This is a genomic window from Streptomyces xanthophaeus, from assembly GCF_000725805.1.
Lineage (GTDB): Bacteria > Actinomycetota > Actinomycetes > Streptomycetales > Streptomycetaceae > Streptomyces > Streptomyces xanthophaeus.
The window spans coordinates 118,179-135,195 of record NZ_JOFT01000022.1 but is presented as its reverse complement, the minus strand read 5'-3'; the positions used below and the strand labels follow the sequence as shown (position 1 = coordinate 135,195).

General features: G+C 70.9%; 16 protein-coding genes and 1 CRISPR repeat array. Of the genes, 11 read left to right on the top strand and 5 right to left on the bottom strand.

The annotated features are described in order from the left end of the window. Position 1 precedes the first annotated feature (1 nt). From IO30_RS0115255 to IO30_RS46390, 9 genes are all read left to right on the top strand, one after another. Entirely contained in the window at positions 2 to 1,522 is a 1,521-nt protein-coding gene (locus IO30_RS0115255; RefSeq protein ID WP_031143229.1) for an SCO6880 family protein, read from the top strand. Further along, positions 1,522 to 3,081, top strand: coding sequence for a type VI secretion protein (locus IO30_RS0115250; protein ID WP_031143227.1), 1,560 nt, complete (start codon positions 1,522 to 1,524; stop codon positions 3,079 to 3,081). Before IO30_RS0115255 ends, IO30_RS0115250 begins: the two co-directional genes overlap by 1 nt. Before the next feature lies 1 nt (position 3,082). Further along, positions 3,083 to 4,768, top strand: a complete 1,686-nt coding sequence (locus tag IO30_RS0115245) for a type IV secretory system conjugative DNA transfer family protein (RefSeq protein WP_031143225.1) — start codon at positions 3,083 to 3,085, stop codon at positions 4,766 to 4,768. A 26-nt stretch (positions 4,769 to 4,794) separates the two neighbouring features. After that, positions 4,795 to 5,313, top strand: a complete 519-nt coding sequence (locus tag IO30_RS0115240; RefSeq protein WP_031143223.1) for a hypothetical protein — start codon at positions 4,795 to 4,797, stop codon at positions 5,311 to 5,313. A 157-nt stretch (positions 5,314 to 5,470) separates the two neighbouring features. Then, entirely contained in the window at positions 5,471 to 6,664 is a 1,194-nt protein-coding gene (locus tag IO30_RS46395) for a hypothetical protein (RefSeq protein WP_031143221.1), read from the top strand. Positions 6,665 to 6,790: 126 nt separating this feature from the next. Beyond that, positions 6,791 to 7,102: a hypothetical protein gene (locus IO30_RS0115230; RefSeq protein WP_051902305.1), complete on the top strand. Its 312-nt coding sequence runs from the start codon at positions 6,791 to 6,793 to the stop codon at positions 7,100 to 7,102. After that, a complete protein-coding gene (locus IO30_RS40520; protein ID WP_051902302.1) occupies positions 7,099 to 8,427 on the top strand; it encodes a zeta toxin family protein in 1,329 nt (442 codons plus the stop codon). The genes IO30_RS0115230 and IO30_RS40520 overlap by 4 nt, the downstream gene beginning before the upstream one ends. A gap of 261 nt (positions 8,428 to 8,688) precedes the next feature. After that, positions 8,689 to 9,693: direct repeats of the CRISPR family, unit length 29 nt; unit sequence CTGCTCCCCGCGCACGCGGGGATGACCCC. 201 nt (positions 9,694 to 9,894) lie between these two features. Beyond that, entirely contained in the window at positions 9,895 to 10,809 is a 915-nt protein-coding gene (locus IO30_RS0115220) for a CehA/McbA family metallohydrolase (protein WP_031143217.1), read from the top strand. Positions 10,810 to 10,865: 56 nt separating this feature from the next. Continuing rightward, positions 10,866 to 11,435 (top strand): hypothetical protein, encoded by a 570-nt coding sequence (locus IO30_RS46390; RefSeq protein WP_031143215.1) that lies wholly within the window; start codon positions 10,866 to 10,868, stop codon positions 11,433 to 11,435. Between the two features lie 154 nt (positions 11,436 to 11,589). Here IO30_RS46390 and IO30_RS0115210 read toward each other — a convergent pair whose 3' ends face one another. Next, positions 11,590 to 11,928 carry a MerR family transcriptional regulator gene (locus IO30_RS0115210; RefSeq protein ID WP_031143213.1) on the bottom strand — a complete coding sequence of 113 codons (339 nt, stop codon included), beginning with the start codon at positions 11,926 to 11,928 and terminating at the stop codon, positions 11,590 to 11,592. A gap of 998 nt (positions 11,929 to 12,926) precedes the next feature. On the opposite strand from IO30_RS0115210, the gene IO30_RS0115205 reads away from it, so the two are divergent. Together IO30_RS0115205 and IO30_RS0115200 are read left to right on the top strand one after the other, a co-directional pair. After that, positions 12,927 to 13,319 (top strand): ATP-binding protein, encoded by a 393-nt coding sequence (locus tag IO30_RS0115205; protein WP_031143211.1) that lies wholly within the window; start codon positions 12,927 to 12,929, stop codon positions 13,317 to 13,319. A 48-nt stretch (positions 13,320 to 13,367) separates the two neighbouring features. Then, positions 13,368 to 13,727 carry a hypothetical protein gene (locus tag IO30_RS0115200; RefSeq protein ID WP_031143209.1) on the top strand — a complete coding sequence of 120 codons (360 nt, stop codon included), beginning with the start codon at positions 13,368 to 13,370 and terminating at the stop codon, positions 13,725 to 13,727. A gap of 102 nt (positions 13,728 to 13,829) precedes the next feature. Here IO30_RS0115200 and IO30_RS0115195 read toward each other — a convergent pair whose 3' ends face one another. The 4 genes from IO30_RS0115195 to IO30_RS0115180 all read right to left on the bottom strand — a co-directional run bounded on the left by IO30_RS0115195 (position 13,830) and on the right by IO30_RS0115180 (position 16,678). Then, positions 13,830 to 14,141: an SCO5918 family protein gene (locus IO30_RS0115195; RefSeq protein ID WP_031143207.1), complete on the bottom strand. Its 312-nt coding sequence runs from the start codon at positions 14,139 to 14,141 to the stop codon at positions 13,830 to 13,832. A gap of 51 nt (positions 14,142 to 14,192) precedes the next feature. Further along, the gene (locus IO30_RS0115190) at positions 14,193 to 14,597 is read right to left on the bottom strand and encodes a CBS domain-containing protein (protein WP_031143206.1); all 405 of its coding nucleotides are present in this window, start codon (positions 14,595 to 14,597) and stop codon (positions 14,193 to 14,195) included. A gap of 46 nt (positions 14,598 to 14,643) precedes the next feature. After that, entirely contained in the window at positions 14,644 to 16,158 is a 1,515-nt protein-coding gene (locus IO30_RS0115185) for a DEAD/DEAH box helicase (RefSeq protein ID WP_031143204.1), read from the bottom strand. 316 nt (positions 16,159 to 16,474) lie between these two features. Then, entirely contained in the window at positions 16,475 to 16,678 is a 204-nt protein-coding gene (locus IO30_RS0115180; protein WP_031143202.1) for a cold-shock protein, read from the bottom strand. Between the last annotated feature and the right edge of the window lie 339 nt (positions 16,679 to 17,017).

The window sequence follows — 17,017 nt, the reverse complement described above, 5'->3', positions numbered from 1 at the left end:
CGTGTCCCAGCCCGTTTCCTACGGAGGCTGGCAGTCCGAGACGACCGGCTTCATGGGCCGCCTGTCCGGACCCGGCTTCGCCATGGTCGCCGCAGCCTCCCTCCTCGCGCTCCTGCCGTTCAACGTCGGCTGGCAGGCCGCCTTCGTGTGCGTGCCGATCGCGCTGCTCCTGCTCGCGCTCGCCTTCGGGCGGGTCTCGGGGCTCAGCGCCGACGAATGGATCTCCCTCGCAGTAAGGCACCAGATTTCCGTGGCTACCCGACGCAACCTCTTCTTCTCCGGGGCCTTCGCGCCCCGTTCCGCCAAGACCGGGCGGCAGCCGATGGACCTGCCCGGTGTCCTGGCCCGCCTGCGGATCCTCGACGCCCCCGACGGACTCGGCGGACAGCTCGGCGTCGTGCACGACCCGGTGGCCGGCACCTACAGCGCCATCGCCCGCATCTCCTTCCCCGGCCTGGCCCTCGTCGACACCGACAAGCAGGCCGCACGCGTGGCGTCCTGGGCGCAGTTCCTGCGGTCCTACTGCACGGAGGACTCCCCCGTCACCCGGATCGCCGTGCACCAGCGGTGCCTGCCCGACGACGGCGCAGCCCTGGCCTCCTGGACCGCCCGGCACGTCACCGCCGACGCACCGGCGGCCGCGGTGACCGCGCTGACCGAGCTGATGGACGGAGCCGGACCGGCCGCAGCCTCGCGCGAGACGTACCTGACGGTGACGCTCTCCGCCGCCCGGGCCCGCCTGGCCATCAAGGGCGCGGGCGGCGGCCAGGTCGGCGCCGCGGCCGTCCTCGTACGGGAACTCCACGCGATGGGCCAGGCCCTGTCCACCGCCAGCCTCCAGGTCATCGAATGGCTCCCGCCCCGCAAAGTCGCCGCCACCGTGCGCACCGCGTACGACCCCGAGGCCCAGCAGATGCTCGCCACCCGCAACGCCGCAGCCCAGGCCCCCGACTGGACGGGCACCGCACCCGGCGTCGACACCGACCTCGCCGGCCCCGCCGCCACCGAGACCGTCTGGGGCGTCTACCGGCACGACGGCGCCTGGTCCGTGTCCTACCAGGTCCGCACCTGGCCGCAGGCCGAGGTCTACGCGACCATCCTGCAGCCCCTCATGCGGCCCCGGCAGAACGCCCGCCGCGCCATGACCCTGCTCTACGAGCCCATCGGCCCGCGCCGGGCCCGCCAGGAACTGGCCCGCGACAAGGCCAAGCGGAGCTCCGCCCGCCACCTGCGGGCGAAGTCCGGACGGGACGAGAGCGAGGACGAGCGCCGCGAGGAGGCCATCGCCCGCCAGCAGGACGTCGCCCGCGCCTCCGGACAGGGCGTCATGCGGATGACGGCCGTCCTGACCGTGACCGTCACCGAACCCGACGAGCTGGAGACCGCCTGCGCCGAACTGCAGGCCGACGCCGCCGCCTCCGGACTGGAAGTCCGCCGCATGTGGGGCGCCCAGGACACCGGCTTCGCCACCGGCGCCCTGCCGCTGGGCCAGGGGCTCCCCGACCGACGGATGGGATTCTGATGGGCCTGTTCTCCCGGCGCCCGGCGGGCGACACGCTCCTCGACGCCATCGGCATCGACGAGGCGGCAGGCATCGCCGACCGCCCGCCCCTGCCCGTCCCGCCGCAGAGGAGCGCCCGCGAACTGCGCCGCGCCCGCCTCCTCGAAGAGCCCGACACCTCGATGCGCGTGGCACCGCGCAAGGGCTGGAGCCACCCCTTCGCGGGCCGGGCCGCCTCCGTGCCGCGCACCGAAGTCGTCCGCGCCGACACCGCCAACGCCGCCGGGATCTACCCGTACCTGCACGCGGCGAGCCTGCCGCCCATCGGCGCGTACATCGGCCGCAACGTCCTGACCACGGAGGCCTTCAGCGCCCACCCCGCGGTCTGGGTGAAGGAGGGCCTGTGCACCAACCCCAACGTCATGATCACCGGCATCCCGGGATCCGGTAAGTCCGCCCACGTCAAGGCACTGTCCCTGCGGCTGATGGCCTTCGGCCACCGCACCCTGATCGCCGGAGACGTCAAGGGCGAGTACCAGGCCATGTGCCGCCACCTCGGCGTCGAACCCGTACGCCTCGGCCCCGGCCTGCCCGGCCGCCTCAACCCCCTGGACGCGGGCCCGCTCGGCGCCGGCCTGGACCTCATCAAGGACCCGGCCGAACTCAAGTCCCGCCTCACCGAGATCCACCGCCGCCGCCTCACCCTGCTCAAGGCCCTCCTCGAACTCCAGCTCCGCCGCACCCTGCTCCCCCAGGAGGAAGAGGCCCTCGACGTCGCCGTACGCGAGGTCACCGGCGAGCTCCACGGCGCCGGCGCATCCCGCTTCGCCGTGCCCACCCTCCCCCTCGTCTACGACCGCCTGCGCGACCCCACCGACGCCATGGCCCGCGAGCTGCGCATCCGCGACGGGGAAGTCCAGCGCGCCCGCGAGCAGATGGCCTCCATCCGCTCCGCCCTCGGCGGCATGGTCACCGGACACCTGGGCGGACTCTTCGACGAGGCCACCAGCATCGACCTGGACTGGGACGCCCCCATCCAGTCCGTCGACATCTCCGCCCTCCAGGAGTATGGCGACGAGACCGTCGCCATGGTGCTGTCCTGCGTCTCCTCCTGGGCCCAGTCCGCCATCGACCAGCCCGGGCAGAAGCCGTGGATCGTCGTACGCGACGAACTGTGGCGCCAGATGCGCTCCGGCGGCGCCACCATGGTCAAGAAGATCGACGCCGACCTGCGCCTGTCCCGGGCGACCGGCACCATCCAGGTCCTGGCCACCCACCGCCTCTCCGACTTCGAGTCCGTGGGCGCGGCCGGCTCCGAAGCCGTCGCCATCGCCCGCGACCTCATCGCCTCCTGCGAGACCCGCATCCAGCTCGCCCAGGACACCCGGCCCCTGCAGATCACCCGCGAGGCCATCGGCCTCACCGACTCCGAATGCAACCTCATCGGCTCCTGGGGCGCAGGCCAGCGCGGCCGCGCCCTGTGGAAGGTCGGCCGCGGCGGCGGCAGCCACGCCGTCCAGCTGATGCTCTCCCGCACCGAGGAACGCCTCTTCGAGACCGACGAGAAGATGGTGATCTGACGTGTCCGAGCGCGGCTCCGGTCCGTCCACCGCCGGACTGGACGACAACACCCTCCTCGCCGCGTACGGGGCCGGAGCGGTCGTCACGACCGGCAGTGCCGTCCTGCTCGCCGGACCCCTGGCCGGGCTCCTGTCCGGGAACGGCTGGGTCACCAGCCCGGACAGCGTCCCCGTCACCGTGATCTCCGCCCTCGTCAAAGGGCCCGCGTCCGTCTACCACCCGGCCCCGCCCTCCTGGCTGTTCTACGGGCTCACCGCCGCCCTCGTCCTCGCCGTCGGCGCCGTCATCGTCAAGCTCGCCACCCTGGTGTCCTTCGGCGGCAAGACGGGCGGCGCCCAGTGGGGCGGCGCGAAGATCGAGCGGAAGATGTCGGCGGCGGACGACCCACTGAAGCGCATCAACCGCATCACCGCCGGGCGGGGCCTGCGGACCAAGCACATCGTGGCCGCCCAGCCCAACATCTCCGCGACCGTCTTCGGCGTTCCCGGCTCCTCGAAGACCACCGGCCTGGTCCTGCCGAACGCCGCCGAGTGGCAAGGGCCCCTCGTGGTCACCACCACCAAGGCCGCCGACCTCGACGTCATCTACGCCCGCCGCCGCGCCATCGGCCCGGTCTGGGTCATCGCCCCGGCCGGCATCCCCGGCCGCGCCACCGACCACTGGTCACCCGTCGCCTACTGCACCGACGCCAAGGCCGCCGACCGCATGGCCGCCTGGTCCGCCGAAGGCTCCTCGTCCGGCGACGACAAACGCGCCGCCCCCTGGATCGACCAGGCCAAGAGCGTCCTCAAGGGCATCATGCTCGCCGCCCAGCTCTCCGGCGGCGGCATCACCGACATGCGCCGCTGGATCGGCCTCGGCAAGGACGCCGTCGACCACGTCCGCGCGGTCCTCCTCGCCCACGGCTACACCGACGTCGCCGACGACTACGCCTCCCCCTGGCTGCGCCTCCACGAGGACGGCATCGGCTCCATCCAGTTCAGCCTCAACGTCCTCGCCCGCGTCTTCGCCGACGAAGAGGTCCGCGAGACCTGCTCCCGCTCCGACTTCACCTTCGAGGAATGGCTCGACCGGCAGGGCACCATCTGCATCATCGCCTCCGAGGCCGACGCCGACCGCTTCGCCCCGCTCATCAGCTCCCTGATCGCCGGCGCCATCCACGCCGCCGAGTCCCGGTACAACGCCACCGGCAAGCCCATCAGCCCCAGCGTCGGCGTACTCGTCGACGAGGCCGGGAACATGCTCCGCTACCCCCGCCTGCCCAACATCCTCACCACCGGCCGCGGCATGGGCATCACCATGCTCACCGTCTGGCACGACCTCTCCCAGCTCCGCGAATCCCTCGGCGTCCAGAAGGCCAACACCGTCCTGTCCGCGAGCGGCCTGCGCATGCTGCTGCCCGGCTGCGGCGACCTCGAGACCCTGCGCTACTTCTCCGGCCTCTACGGCCGCACCGAAGTCATGAAGACCAGCCACGGCCGCTCCCGCGGCGAGCACTCCACCAACACCCAGGCCACCGAGACCGACCTCGCCCCCGTCCACTCCCTCCAGCAGCTCCCCGACTTCACCGCGATCGCCCAGTACACCAACCTCCCGCCGATCAAGGTGAAGATGCGCCTCACCTTCCGCGACAAGGACCTCAAGAAGCTCCTCGCGGAGCCCAAGCCCAGCCCCGCGAAGCAGTAGCCGACGACGACCGCCAGGAGGCGCACGTGCCCGACCCGCTGAACCCCGCCGACCTCTGGCCGATCCCACCCGGCGCCGCCGCACAGCAGAACGAGCCGCAGCGCTGGGTGTGGGCGGCCATGGAACCGGCCGAGCGCCGCATCCGGATGCGCGAGCTCGGCGCATGGGTCGACTGGCTGCGCACCACCTTCGAGCTCCACCACACGATCACCTACTGCTGGTACCGGCACACCGCCGTCGTCGAGCACCTCACCGCGCTCTACACCGGCTGGATCCGGACCTACGCCGCAGAGGAGCAGCCCGCCCGGGAGCTCGCCGAAGCCGACTGGATCAACACCCTCCACGCCCTCACCCCGCGCCTGAAGCTCGCCGCCTGCGCGACCGGCACCCACCAGGAACCGCCCATGATCGTGCCCCCGCCGGCCGGCAGCAGCGAGGACTTCGAGCTGTACCTGACCCTCTCGGACGCCACCACCGCCCCGGCAACCCACCCGGCAGCCGCCGAGCTCCACCGCCGCGAAGCCGAGCTCAACGCCCCGCTGTAGTCCCGTCCCCGGGTGAAGAAGGCACGGCGAGCGCCAGCACGTCCGCCACCAAGCCGTACTGACCGTGCTGGAAGCCGTACTGGAAGCAGCCACCGCCCCACGGCAGAAAACGCCGCCACCGCCCGCCCCGTCGCACGCCACCCCGGAGGTACCCGCGATGACCACACCGATCGACGCGGAGCCCGCCGTCGCCGACGCCGCCGACGTCGCGTACGAGCAGCCGCCCGGAGACTCGATGCCCTTGTGGCACGACTCCCCCGAACCCCCGGACGCCGCCGACCCGCCCCAGGACGAGGACGTCTGGGCCGCCTGGGACGAGCTCTGCAACGGCGTTGCCGCAGCCGAAGTCCGGGCGGCCGTCGCCCCTGACGTGGCCGTACTGAACCCGGCGCCCCAGGCAGCGGCTGCCGACGAGCCGCCGACCCCGACTCCCTGGGCCCCGGTGGAACCGACCACAGCCTCCGCACCACCGGACGTCACGGAAGCGGCCGCAGCAGTCGACAGGGCCACGGCCGCCGCCGACTCGCACGTCGGACACCTGGCGGACCACCCCGAATGGCAGCGGATCCAGACCGTCCGCGGCGCCCTGCGCCACGTCTGGGACGTGATGAAGGAGAAGGCCGGCTCCGCCTGGGAGAACCTCCGCGCCGACGCACGCTTCCAGGGCTTCTGGAGGACCATGTCCGTCCGGGCCTGCGAGACGATCTCGGCCCAGGCAGCCGCCCTGGCCAACCGCCTGGGACCCGGCGCAGGCGACCTTCCCACCGCCGACGCCCTGCTGAAGCTCTCCGGAGCCACCCTGAACTACAGCACCGCCGCCGGCGCCCCGCGGGCGCCGGGCCAGACACCGGAACCCGCCGCGGAAGGGGACACTGCCGCAACACCCCTGGAACGGCTCGTTGAACGCTCGACCCCGTCGGCGTACGCCACCCGCGAGGACGCCGCCCGGGCCGCGGCCGAAGTCACCGCGCACCTCCAGACCTGGATCACCACCCCCATGGGACAGGAACTCGCCGACTCCGGACACCGCCGGGTCACGGACCTGCGGAACGCCTGGCAGCAACTGCCGCCACACGACTCCGGCCCGGGCCCGGCCGTCGGCCCGTACGGCACCGTCGCCGAAAGAGCCCAGGACCTCGTCACCGCCGCGGCCGGCTCGGGCCGCTTCGCCCCCGGCGACCTCCAGGCCCTACAAGCCCTGGCCCGAGCAGCCGACCAACACGCCGCCCGCCTCGCCGTAACCCTGCCACCCGGCACGGCCAGAGCAGCTCCGAGGGCAGCCGCCGCGACGCCGGCCGTCGCCTCACCCCCACCGGCCGAAGCACGCAGCACGCCCGGCCTCTCGGCGTGAACGGCACTTCCCCAGGGCCGGCAGCAGATATCGAGTGCGACCCGGCCCGCCCGGAAGGGATGCTGTGAAGTGATCCACAGGAACACCCCGTCAACACAACGATCGATAGAAAGAAGGCCAGCCCACATGACCGGACCCGACGAAGGCATCTCCGTCACACACCAGCTGCAGCCCTACGCATGGTCGAACGAGGAAACGGCCGCGTACGAGGCCGCGATCGAAGCGGTGAACGGAGTGGTCGGCGCCTACAGCGCGCTGATCGCCGCGGAGGAAGCCAAGCCGGCTCCGGACCAGGACGTCATCGCGGAAGCACGTGCCGCCCGGGCCCGGCTCGCCCGTGAGCGCGAGAACCTGCGCCCCGAGGACCGCGAGCAGATCGCCGCTGCACGCCAGCACTACGCGCAGCTCGCCCGCGAGGTCCGCGAGCGCACCGCGTGACCGACCTGGACGAGGTGGAGCGCTACCGGCTGCCGGAGGCTGAGAACCGGCGGATCTTCCACGAGGGCATCGTCCCCGACCTCCTGGAAGGGCGCTCTGCGCAGAAGACACCGACGGTGGTGTTCCTGATCGGCCAGCCAGGTGCCGGCAAGAGCCGTGTGACCGCGATGGTGGCCGGGGTCCTCAATCAGCACGGCGGGTTCGTGGACGTCGACAGTGACCTCTACAAGCCCTACCACCCGGCCTACGGCGCGCTGATGGCGAAGGACGACACCCTCATGGCCGCCTACACCCGGGCCGACGGGCGTGCGTGGATGGCGCAGGCTGAGGAGTACGTCCGCTCCCACAAGCTGCACGCGATCATCCAGGAGACCTCGCAGAACGCCGGGGCCGTGGAGGACAAGATGCTGGCCTACCGCCGTGCGGGGGCCCGCGTGGAAGCGCTCTTCATGGGCGTCCCGCAGGCCATGAGCAACCAGGGCATCGTCAGCCGGTACTTCGAGCAGCTCGCCGACCGTGGCCAAGGGCGGCTCACCGTGCAGTCCAACGCCGACGAGTCCTACCGCGGCATCCTCGCCCTGGCCGACAGCGTCGACGAAGGCGCCCTGGCGAACACCGCGAGCATCTACCGCCGCGGCGAGAGCAAGCCCCGGTACAGCAACACCGTGGCCGCCTCCGGCGACTGGACCAGCCCTCCCGCCCTGGCGGACGCCCTCGAAGCGGAACGCACCCGGCCCTGGACGGCCGCGGAGAGCGAGGCCTTCGTCGCCACGCAACTGCGGCTGCGCGAGGCGAGCCGCGACATGGGACCCGAATGGTCCGAACGGCTGACCCGGATCGAGCAGCAGGCCATGCCCCTCCTCGGCCCTGCTGCTGACGGCGGCCCCCACCTCGGACTCCTCTCCGACCCCCAGCTGGCGACCTGGGCCGAACGGCTCCGGAACGCCGAGCAGGCCGCACACCTCCAGGCCCAGCCCGCCCAGCCGACGCCGGCCGACGACATCGCGCGCCGCCTGCAAGAGCAGGGCGCCTCCCCCGAGTCGATCTCCAGGGCACAGCAGACCGCAGCTGAAGACCATCAGCACGCCCGCCGGACTGCCGCGCTCGCGGGGGAACAGGGAGACCGCATCCAGCGTCTCGGCCAGCGCGCAGCCGCAGAGCTGCAAAGGCGGGACCAACTCCCATTCGCCCAGCGCGAGCAAGAGGCCGGCATCCGACACCAGATGCAGCCCCTCGCCGAGCCCCGCCCCCCGGCGAGCCCAGTGCCGACTCCCAGGATCGAACCGCCAAAGGGGCAAGCCCAAGCCCGCGGCCGATCTCTTTGACCCGCACGCCGCGGAGCGGCTCGTACGCATCGCGATCCGAACGGGACGGCTCTCGCCGGACGAATCCGGCGACTGCCCGCCTCCCTAAGACGTAGCGCTGTGCCGAAACATCGTGCGGTCCGTGCGCCACACAGTCGCAGACGGCAGGGCGAGCAACTGCGCGGCAATGGATCGCATTCACCAGATATGACCGAAAGGCGAGTATCAGCGGAAGTGCTTCAGAACAACGTGTAACCCATCTAAAGTGGCTGCTCAGCAAGCCTGCTCCCCGCGCACGCGGGGATGACCCCCATGACGGGTCCACGCTGATGGACGACTGGCTCTGCTCCCCGCGCACGCGGGGATGACCCCGCAGAGCTGAAGCGGGAACTGGAAGAGCTGAACTGCTCCCCGCGCACGCGGGGATGACCCCGCCCGGGTAGCCGAAGACCGCAACCTCGCCTCCTGCTCCCCGCGCACGCGGGGATGACCCCTCGACGACGGTGTGCCCATGATGTGGCTGGACCTGCTCCCCGCGCACGCGGGGATGACCCCCGGCCAGCCTGAACGCCGATTCAGCCACCCTCCTGCTCCCCGCGCACGCGGGGATGACCCCGCGGACCGCTGGTCAATGAGCAGGACCAGCGTCTGCTCCCCGCGCACGCGGGGATGACCCCGCCGCGACCGGCGGCGGCGGCTGGGCAGCGAACTGCTCCCCGCGCACGCGGGGATGACCCCAAGCAGTAGGAGGAGAGATCATGGGATACGCGCTGCTCCCCGCGCACGCGGGGATGACCCCTTCAAGCTCGAAGAGGAAACGAAGGACATCGACTGCTCCCCGCGCACGCGGGGATGACCCCATCTGGGAGGCGAAGGGTTCGAGGGCGGCGTCCTGCTCCCCGCGCACGCGGGGATGACCCCGTGACCATGTCCGACGTCCGGGCCCGCGTGGCCTGCTCCCCGCGCACGCGGGGATGACCCCGCGTCCGACCGGCCCCGCTGCTGTCGCCCTCTCTGCTCCCCGCGCACGCGGGGATGACCCCAACTTGGCGTCGGGGTCGAAGGGTGCGCTGAGCTGCTCCCCGCGCACGCGGGGATGACCCCCTGGAGGTGGCAGCGTGACCCGACCGACCGCACTGCTCCCCGCGCACGCGGGGATGACCCCGAGCCGACCGCCCAGGCAGTTATTCGGGCCCTCTGCTCCCCGCGTACGCGGGGATGAACCTGAGGAGACTGGTGACGGCCGGATCTTCGCCGTCTGCTCCCCGCGCATGCGGGGATGCGCTGACCGTGTCGGTTGGTCAGGCTGCTGCCTCGTGCCGCGGCGGGGAACCGTGTTCGAGGCGGCCCACGGCGGAATTGATCAGCCCCGAACCACCCGCCGGGAGTCCGGCGCACCGTCCCACCAGGCAATATTTGGCATACTTATTGTCGAAACCTCCTACAGTGAATGGGACTTGGTGACGTCGTCGCGCACGGAGGTTGTTTGTGCTGGATCTGCCGTTCGATCAGCCCGGCCGGTTCTGGCGCGGCAATCTGCACACCCACTCGGACGAGTCCGACGGTGCGCTGTCCCCGGCGGACGTGGTGCGTCGCTACCGGGAGGCCGGTTACGACTTCCTGGCCGTCACCGACCACTTCCGGGCCGAGTACGGCTTTCCCCTGACGGACACCCGGCCCCTGCGCAGCCCAGACTTCACCACGCTCCTCGGGGCCGAGCTGCACGCCCCGCGCACCGAGGCCGGGCCGAAGTGGCACATCGTGGCCGTCGGGCTGCCGCTCGGCTTCGCGCCTCCTGAGCCCGCCGAGACCGGGCCCGAGCTGGCCCGCCGGGCACGCGCCGCGGGTGCGTTCGTCGGGATGGCCCACCCGGCGGCCTCGCTGCTCACCCTCGACGACGCCGAGAGCCTGGACGCGGCCCACGCGGTCGAGGTCTACAACGCGCTCGCCGACCGGGAGCACCGGGGCGACAGCTGGCATCTGACGGACGTCCTCCTCAACCGCGGCCACCGCCTGAACGTCTACGCAGCCGACGACGCCCACTTCCAGCCCCAGGACCCGCCGGGCTGCGTGGCCTGGGTCCAGGTACGGGCCGAGTCCCTCGACCCGGACGTCCTCCTCTCGGCGCTCAAGGCCGGCCACTACTACTCCAGCACCGGCCCCGAACTCCACGACATCCGCATCGACGACGGCCGCATCACGGTGCTCTGCTCGCCCGTACGCAAGATCCTGCTCACTGGAGGCGCCCCGGGCTTGCAGGTCCTGGAAGGCGACGCGCTGACCGAAGGCGTCCTGCCCGTGGCGATGTTCGGCCAGGGCTACTGCCGGGTCACCGTCGAGGACGCCGCCGGGGGCCGCGCCTGGAGCAACCCGATCCACCTCGGCGCCGCTACCGGGGCGTAGCCACCCGCGTCGCACTCCCCCGCCCCCACCCGCCCACGTCCGGAGGAAGTCCTGTCGTGCTCTGGCCCGCACTCCGAGCTCTGTCCGACGGCGAGCTGGCACCCGACCAGCTGCAGTGGCTGCGCACCGAGTTCCGGCTCGAGGCGGCGCCCCGTACCGAAGGGCCGGGGGCCGCGAAGAGCATTACGCACCGCGCCTTCACCGACGACGCGGGCACCCGCCTCCTGCTGGACCTCGCTCGCGCCGGTGAGTCCGGATGGGTGTTCACCCTGTTCTACGAGGGGCAGCGGCCCTCGCGCGAGACGGTGGGGGCCCACCGTGCCCTGTTCCGCGACGCGGTCGAGCGGCTCGGTCTCTCCCTTGTGGAGATCATGCCGGCGGCCACCACCGCCGAGGTCCTCGTCGCGCCGCCCGCCCCTTCGGATGCTCTGGAATCCGCCTTCGCCGCGCACTGGGACCTCCCGTACGAGGAGCTGGTCCAGCTCTGGCCCCACCTCGGGCTGCGCGCGGACGACCCGCGCGAGGTCAAGGAGGCCGAGCTGCGCGAGCTGGTGCGCTCCCCGGCCTGGACGGACGCCCCCGCGGCCCTGCGCGCCCAGGCCGAGGAGTTCCTGCGCGGCAACTGACCCGGGGAACAGCAGTGAGGCCGACCGGGGGCATCGGCCGCCGAATGCGCCGTCGACCGCAGGTAGGGCAGCGTCTTCGCGGCGGCCGCCATCACGTGCGTGTGGGAGACCGTCTTCCGGGACCGAGGCCCCGACCCTGACGGGCACACTCGGTTCAGGCCGCGGCCGTCGGGTCCGCCGATTCTGCGGCGCGCCGGTACTCGGCGTTGATGCGCCGGGCTTCCTCGAGCTGGTCTTCCAGGATCACGATCCGGCAGGCGGCCTCGATGGGGGTGCCCTGATCGACGAGTTCGCGGGCGCGGGCGGCGATGCGCAGCTGGTAGCGGGAGTAGCGGCGGTGGCCGCCCTCGGAGCGCAGCGGGGTGATGAGTCGGGCTTCGCCGATGGCGCGGAGGAAGCCCTGGGTGGTGCCGAGCATTTCTGCGGCCCGGCCCATGGTGTAGGCGGGGTAATCGTCGTCGTCGAGACGGCCGAAGGAGTCGTCTGCTGTCATTGAACCTCTCTCATGGAACGCATGGAGGGGCCCTGGCGCCGTACCGGCACCAGGGCCCCGAAGGAACTACTACACCATCTGTCGGCCCTGATACTGCGCCGACCCTGTGTTTCCGCCGACCCGACCGATACGCGGCCGGGGGTGCGGGGATCGCGGTTGCTTGACCGGAGACCACCTCACGATCGATGTCCTGCGGTACCCGGGCTCAGCCTTTCCGCCCGGGCGATCCTGATGGTGCTCGGCTCCTCCGTTCTTCCCTCGGTGATCAACTACCTACTACTGGTACTGCTGGTGATGCGAACTGCTCGTGGCCTGACCCAGCGCCACTCTTCGGCAGCCAGCCCCGTTGCCCGTCCTGCGTCTGCTCTGGCTTAGAACCCCACTGCCGAACTTCCCGGTGCGCGCGTCCGCAGCCGACGCCTTCACCGAGGTGCTGCTCACTCTTCACTGCTGGGTACTGCGCACTGCACTTACGGGTACTGCCACTGCGTTAACTGCGGGTACTGCTCTCGGCGGCCCCTGATGACTGCGGGCCACCCGGTCCGGTCGTCAGCCCCGTCGCCGTCCTGCGAAAACTCTGGCTTCGGAACTCCACCACCGCACCGTCCTGCGCACTGCACCTACGGGTACTGCATGTACTGCTGCCCGGCAGTTCGTCTCTGCCAGGCCCTGCTGTCTCTCTGGCTACGAGAGAAACCATAACCACGCCAAGGCCCAATGTCTACTCCAGCCGTCATAGATTTTCGTTCCCACTGAAGAGAGCTAGACCTTCGTGGCCGGCCCAGGATCCGCAGAGCAGGCTGCACAGCAGGTCAGGGGCTCGGGGGGTTCGCAGCCGAGGGCGCGGGGTCCCCCACGTCTCGTCGACTGGCATCGTGCTTCGACTGCTCTTCGATCCCTTCTCGGAGACCTGAGCCGGGTTGGCGTGCAGTGGGTGGGGCACAGGGAACAGGTAGGCAAGGGCCGGACGTGGACGATGCAGAGACCAGGGTGACCTGATGAACACGATGGCCGAGAGCGTCACAACCGTGCTGTCCACGGAGGCTGTTGCAGCTGCACGCGATGCCGCGCGAGCCTTCCTCGACCGTCTTCGTCAGCCGGCGATGGCCACAGAAGCCGCAGACACCGTGGTCCTGGTCGTGTCCGAGCTCGCCACGAACGCCGTGCGCCACGGCGGGGGCGCCTGCACATTGGAACTGACGGCCCGCGCGGAGAGCATCGAGGTGGCCGTTCACGACTCCAGCCCGCACGCGCCGCGTATGCGCACCCCTGACCTGTACGGCGGTACCGGTGGATTCGGCTGGCCCATGGTCAACCACCTCGCCCGGGCGACCGCTGTCACCCGTCGGGCCTCCGGCGGGAAGACGGTGAGCGCTCTTCTCGACCGGTAGCCCTCCCGGTCGCGAGAGCGGGACGACCGGTGCATAAAATCGGCTCCCATGTCGAAGCCTGACGAGCTGCTCGTGGACGTTGCCACCCTGGTGGAGTCCGGGCAGAGCAATCAGATGTCCCTGACCGTTGTCACCGGTGGTGCTGTCATCACCGGTCGGCTGGCGCCCGAAGCCGTGTGGAGGCAGCGGGTGTCGGAGGTCCTGACGGACTCCGCCCGCCTGGGCGAGTTCGCCGCCATCTTCACCACCACGACACCCCAGGAAGGGCCGCCCACCCATCTGCACTTCCACGTGGCCCGCATCCTTCAGGGCACGGTCGGGATCCCGGAGACGGGCGGGATGTACCGCGTCTCGATCGCGGACGTCAGCGCCTGGACCATGGGCGACTTCAGCTACTCCGACCACTGACCCGACCTTCGCGTAACCCCCGGGTATGCGGGAGGGCCCGACCGGCGTGTGCCGGTCGGGCCCTCCTCGCTGTTCGGTGTCGGCTTGCGCCGGCCCTGTCCGTCAGACGGTCACCGGGATGCCGAGCATCGCGGAAGCCTGCTGGAGCGGGCTGAGGACGCGCGTGGGCACGGCCGCCCGGGGCAGGCCGCGGCAGGTGAACCCGAGCTGGTTCATGGCCCGCAGGACTTCACCGGCGCTGAAGTCACGGCGGTCCTGCCGAGTGATGACCTGGCCGACCTGCTTGACGGGGTAGGTACGCCGCCCGATGATCACTGACTCGCCGACGACCTGCTCCGGTTTGATGCCCTTCATCGACTCCAGGACACCGCTCTTGGTCAGGTCGAACGGGAAACGGGCGATGACACAGCGCATGTGGCCTCACAGGAAGAAGAACGGGGGACGGTCGTGCCGTGGTGAGGCGGATCAGCGGGCAAGGGCGAGGACGCCCAGAGCGCTGCCCTGCTCGTCGACGACCGGCAGGGCATCGAGCCGGCGGTAGCGCATCGCGTGCTCGGCCTCGGCCACCGTGGTCAAGGGCGAGGTGACCGGCCCGCGGTCTCCCAGGAGGTCGCGGAGACGGACCTGGTCCGTGTACGCCGCGCTGTCGCGGACGGTGGCGAGCCTTGCCTGGGTGACCAGCCCGGTGCACAGGCCGTCCTCGTCGCAGACGAGCAGATGACCCGCGCGGGCACTGGCCATGACGGCCAGGGCCACCTCGACCGTCATGTCGTCACAGACCTGCGGACCGGCCGCCTCCATCGCGTCGTCCACCGTCCGGTGCACGGGGTTGGCGTTCGTCGAGCGGAAATGCATCTGGACCAGCGTCAAAACGTGCCTCCTGCAGAGATGGGTCAGTTTCCTCATCATGTGCTTCTCAGGCCGCCGCATCGAAGGCGGACTGCCGCACGCTCACGCGCCGGACGGTCGAAGCAGGTCGGCGCCTCCCCCGGGAGGCCGCGCTGCGCTTGGCGCGTTCGACGACCGGTGCGGTGATGACGACGGGGATCCCGGAGGGGGCCTGGGAGCCGGTGATGCGGTTGAGCGCCTCTTCGCCGGAGCGGACCTGGGTGGTCTGCGGGGTGATGCCGGCGGCCTGCATGAGGCGGGTCATGTCGCGGCGCTGGCCCGGGGTGACGAGGGTGACGACGCTGCCGGACTCGCCGGCGCGGGCGGTGCGGCCGCCGCGGTGGAGGTAGTCCTTGGGGTCGGTGGGCGGGTCGACGTTGACGACGAGGTCGAGGTCGTCGACGTGGATGCCGCGCGCCGCCACGTTCGTCGCGACCAGCACGGTCACGTGTCCGGTCTTGAACTGGGCCAGGGTGCGTGTGCGCTGGGGCTGCGACTTCCCGCCGTGCAGGGCGGCGGCCCGGACGCCGCTGTTCAGCAGGTCCTCGGTCAGCCGGTCCACGGCGTGCTTGGTGTCCAGGAACATCATCACCCGGCCCTCGCGCGCCGCGATCTCCGTCGTCGTCCGGTGCTTGTCGGCGCCGTGGACGTGCAGCACGTGGTGCTCCATCGTCGTCACCGCACCGGCCGAGGGGTCCACCGAGTGCACGACGGGGTCGGTGAGGTAGCGCCGGACCAGCAGGTCGACGTTGCGGTCGAGGGTGGCGGAGAACAGCATCCGCTGGCCCTCGGGGCGCACCTGGTCGAGGAGGGCGGTGACCTGCGGCATGAAGCCCATGTCGGCCATCTGGTCGGCCTCGTCGAGGACGGTGATCGCGACCTGGTTCAGCCGGCAGTCGCCGCGGTCGATGAGGTCCTTCAACCGGCCGGGCGTGGCCACGACGACCTCTGTGCCCCCGCGCAGCGCTCCGGCCTGCTTGCCGATCGACATGCCGCCGACGACCGTGGTCAAGCGCAGCTTCACGGCGCGGGCGTAGGGGGCGAGGGCGTCGGTCACCTGCTGGGCCAGCTCGCGGGTCGGGACGAGGACGAGGGCGAGCGGCTGGCGGGGCTCGGCACGCTGCCCGGCGGTACGGGCCAGCAGCGCGAGGCCGAAGGCGAGGGTCTTGCCGGAGCCGGTGCGCCCGCGGCCGAGCACGTCACGGCCCGCAAGGGTGTTGGGCAGGGTGGCGCCCTGGATCGGGAAGGGCACGGTCAGGCCCTGCGTGCCGAGAGCGGCCAGCAGCTCGGCCGGCATGGCGAGGTCGGCGAAGGCCTCGACGGCGGGCAGCGCCGGAGTGATCGTCTTCGGCAGGGCGAACTCGCCTTGGATCGCGGCGGGCCGGCGGCCGTAGCCGCCGGAGCGGCTCGGACCTGCGGAGCGGCTCGGGGCCGACGAGCCGAAGCGGTTGCCCCGCTCCGAACCGGTGGCAGCCCCGGAAGCGGGGCCGCCGGTGCGGGTGCGGGTGCGAGAGGAACGGTCGTTCGTACGTGTGCGGTTCATTCAGAACCTTCCTTGATGCGGCACATATCAAGGAATTCCCGCAGCGGAAAGCAGCGCGGGGAATCACAAGAACGGGCCGAATGGAATGCGAAAGCGAAATCGACTCTGGCCTACAGGGATTCCGTACGGGCGCATGCGCTGAGATGGGGATGGCGTCATGCGGACGCGAAATCCAGAAAAGTCGGGTCGGTTGAAGCTCGACGAGGCTGGGCCCCTGAATGCTTCGTCCTGCAGGTGACCGCACTGCGGGAAATGCGTGCAGCTGGGGCCCGCACCCCGAGGGATGCGGGCCCCAGCTACGGAATGCGCGTCAGCGTCAGGCGGGAACGATGTTCTCGGCCGTCGGGCCCTTCTGGCCCTGCGCGATGTCGAAGTTGACCTTCTGGCCTTCCAGCAGCTCGCGGAAGCCCTGGGCGGCAATGTTCGAGAAGTGGGCGAAGACGTCGTCGCCGCCACCGTCCTGCTCGATGAAGCCGAAACCCTTGGCCGCGTTGAACCACTTCACGGTGCCAGATGCCATGTCGTATCTCCTTTGGGGCAGTACACCAGCATCCGCACTGTACGGACACCGTGTCGCCGCGATGATGCCCCGCCGGAAAATGACCCGGAAATATGAAGCGCTCGATTGTGGCGCTGAGGCCGACTGGAGCGCTTGAAGTTTTTGGGAACCAAAACTGCAACCGAGATCGACAGTAGCACGCTGCAGCGGCTTGTGTACGGAAAATATTTCCACCGCGTGCGGTGCGACAAAAACTCTCCGTGCGGGGCCCATTAAACTCTATGACCGCGGGGATAGATATTGATTCCTTCGCGCCCGTGGCCTACGTGGAAACGGGCACGACACGACCGCCCGACTGCT

Coding starts and splice junctions, on each gene's coding strand:
- IO30_RS0115230 (WP_051902305.1), top strand. CDS start 6,791: ATGACCGGACCCGACGAAGGCATCTCCGTCACACACCAGCTGCAGCCC.
- IO30_RS0115205 (WP_031143211.1), top strand. CDS start 12,927: ATGAACACGATGGCCGAGAGCGTCACAACCGTGCTGTCCACGGAGGCT.
- IO30_RS0115185 (WP_031143204.1), bottom strand. CDS start 16,158: ATGAACCGCACACGTACGAACGACCGTTCCTCTCGCACCCGCACCCGC.
- IO30_RS0115195 (WP_031143207.1), bottom strand. CDS start 14,141: ATGCGCTGTGTCATCGCCCGTTTCCCGTTCGACCTGACCAAGAGCGGT.
- IO30_RS46395 (WP_031143221.1), top strand. CDS start 5,471: ATGACCACACCGATCGACGCGGAGCCCGCCGTCGCCGACGCCGCCGAC.
- IO30_RS0115200 (WP_031143209.1), top strand. CDS start 13,368: ATGTCGAAGCCTGACGAGCTGCTCGTGGACGTTGCCACCCTGGTGGAG.
- IO30_RS0115180 (WP_031143202.1), bottom strand. CDS start 16,678: ATGGCATCTGGCACCGTGAAGTGGTTCAACGCGGCCAAGGGTTTCGGC.
- IO30_RS0115250 (WP_031143227.1), top strand. CDS start 1,522: ATGGGCCTGTTCTCCCGGCGCCCGGCGGGCGACACGCTCCTCGACGCC.
- IO30_RS0115210 (WP_031143213.1), bottom strand. CDS start 11,928: ATGACAGCAGACGACTCCTTCGGCCGTCTCGACGACGACGATTACCCC.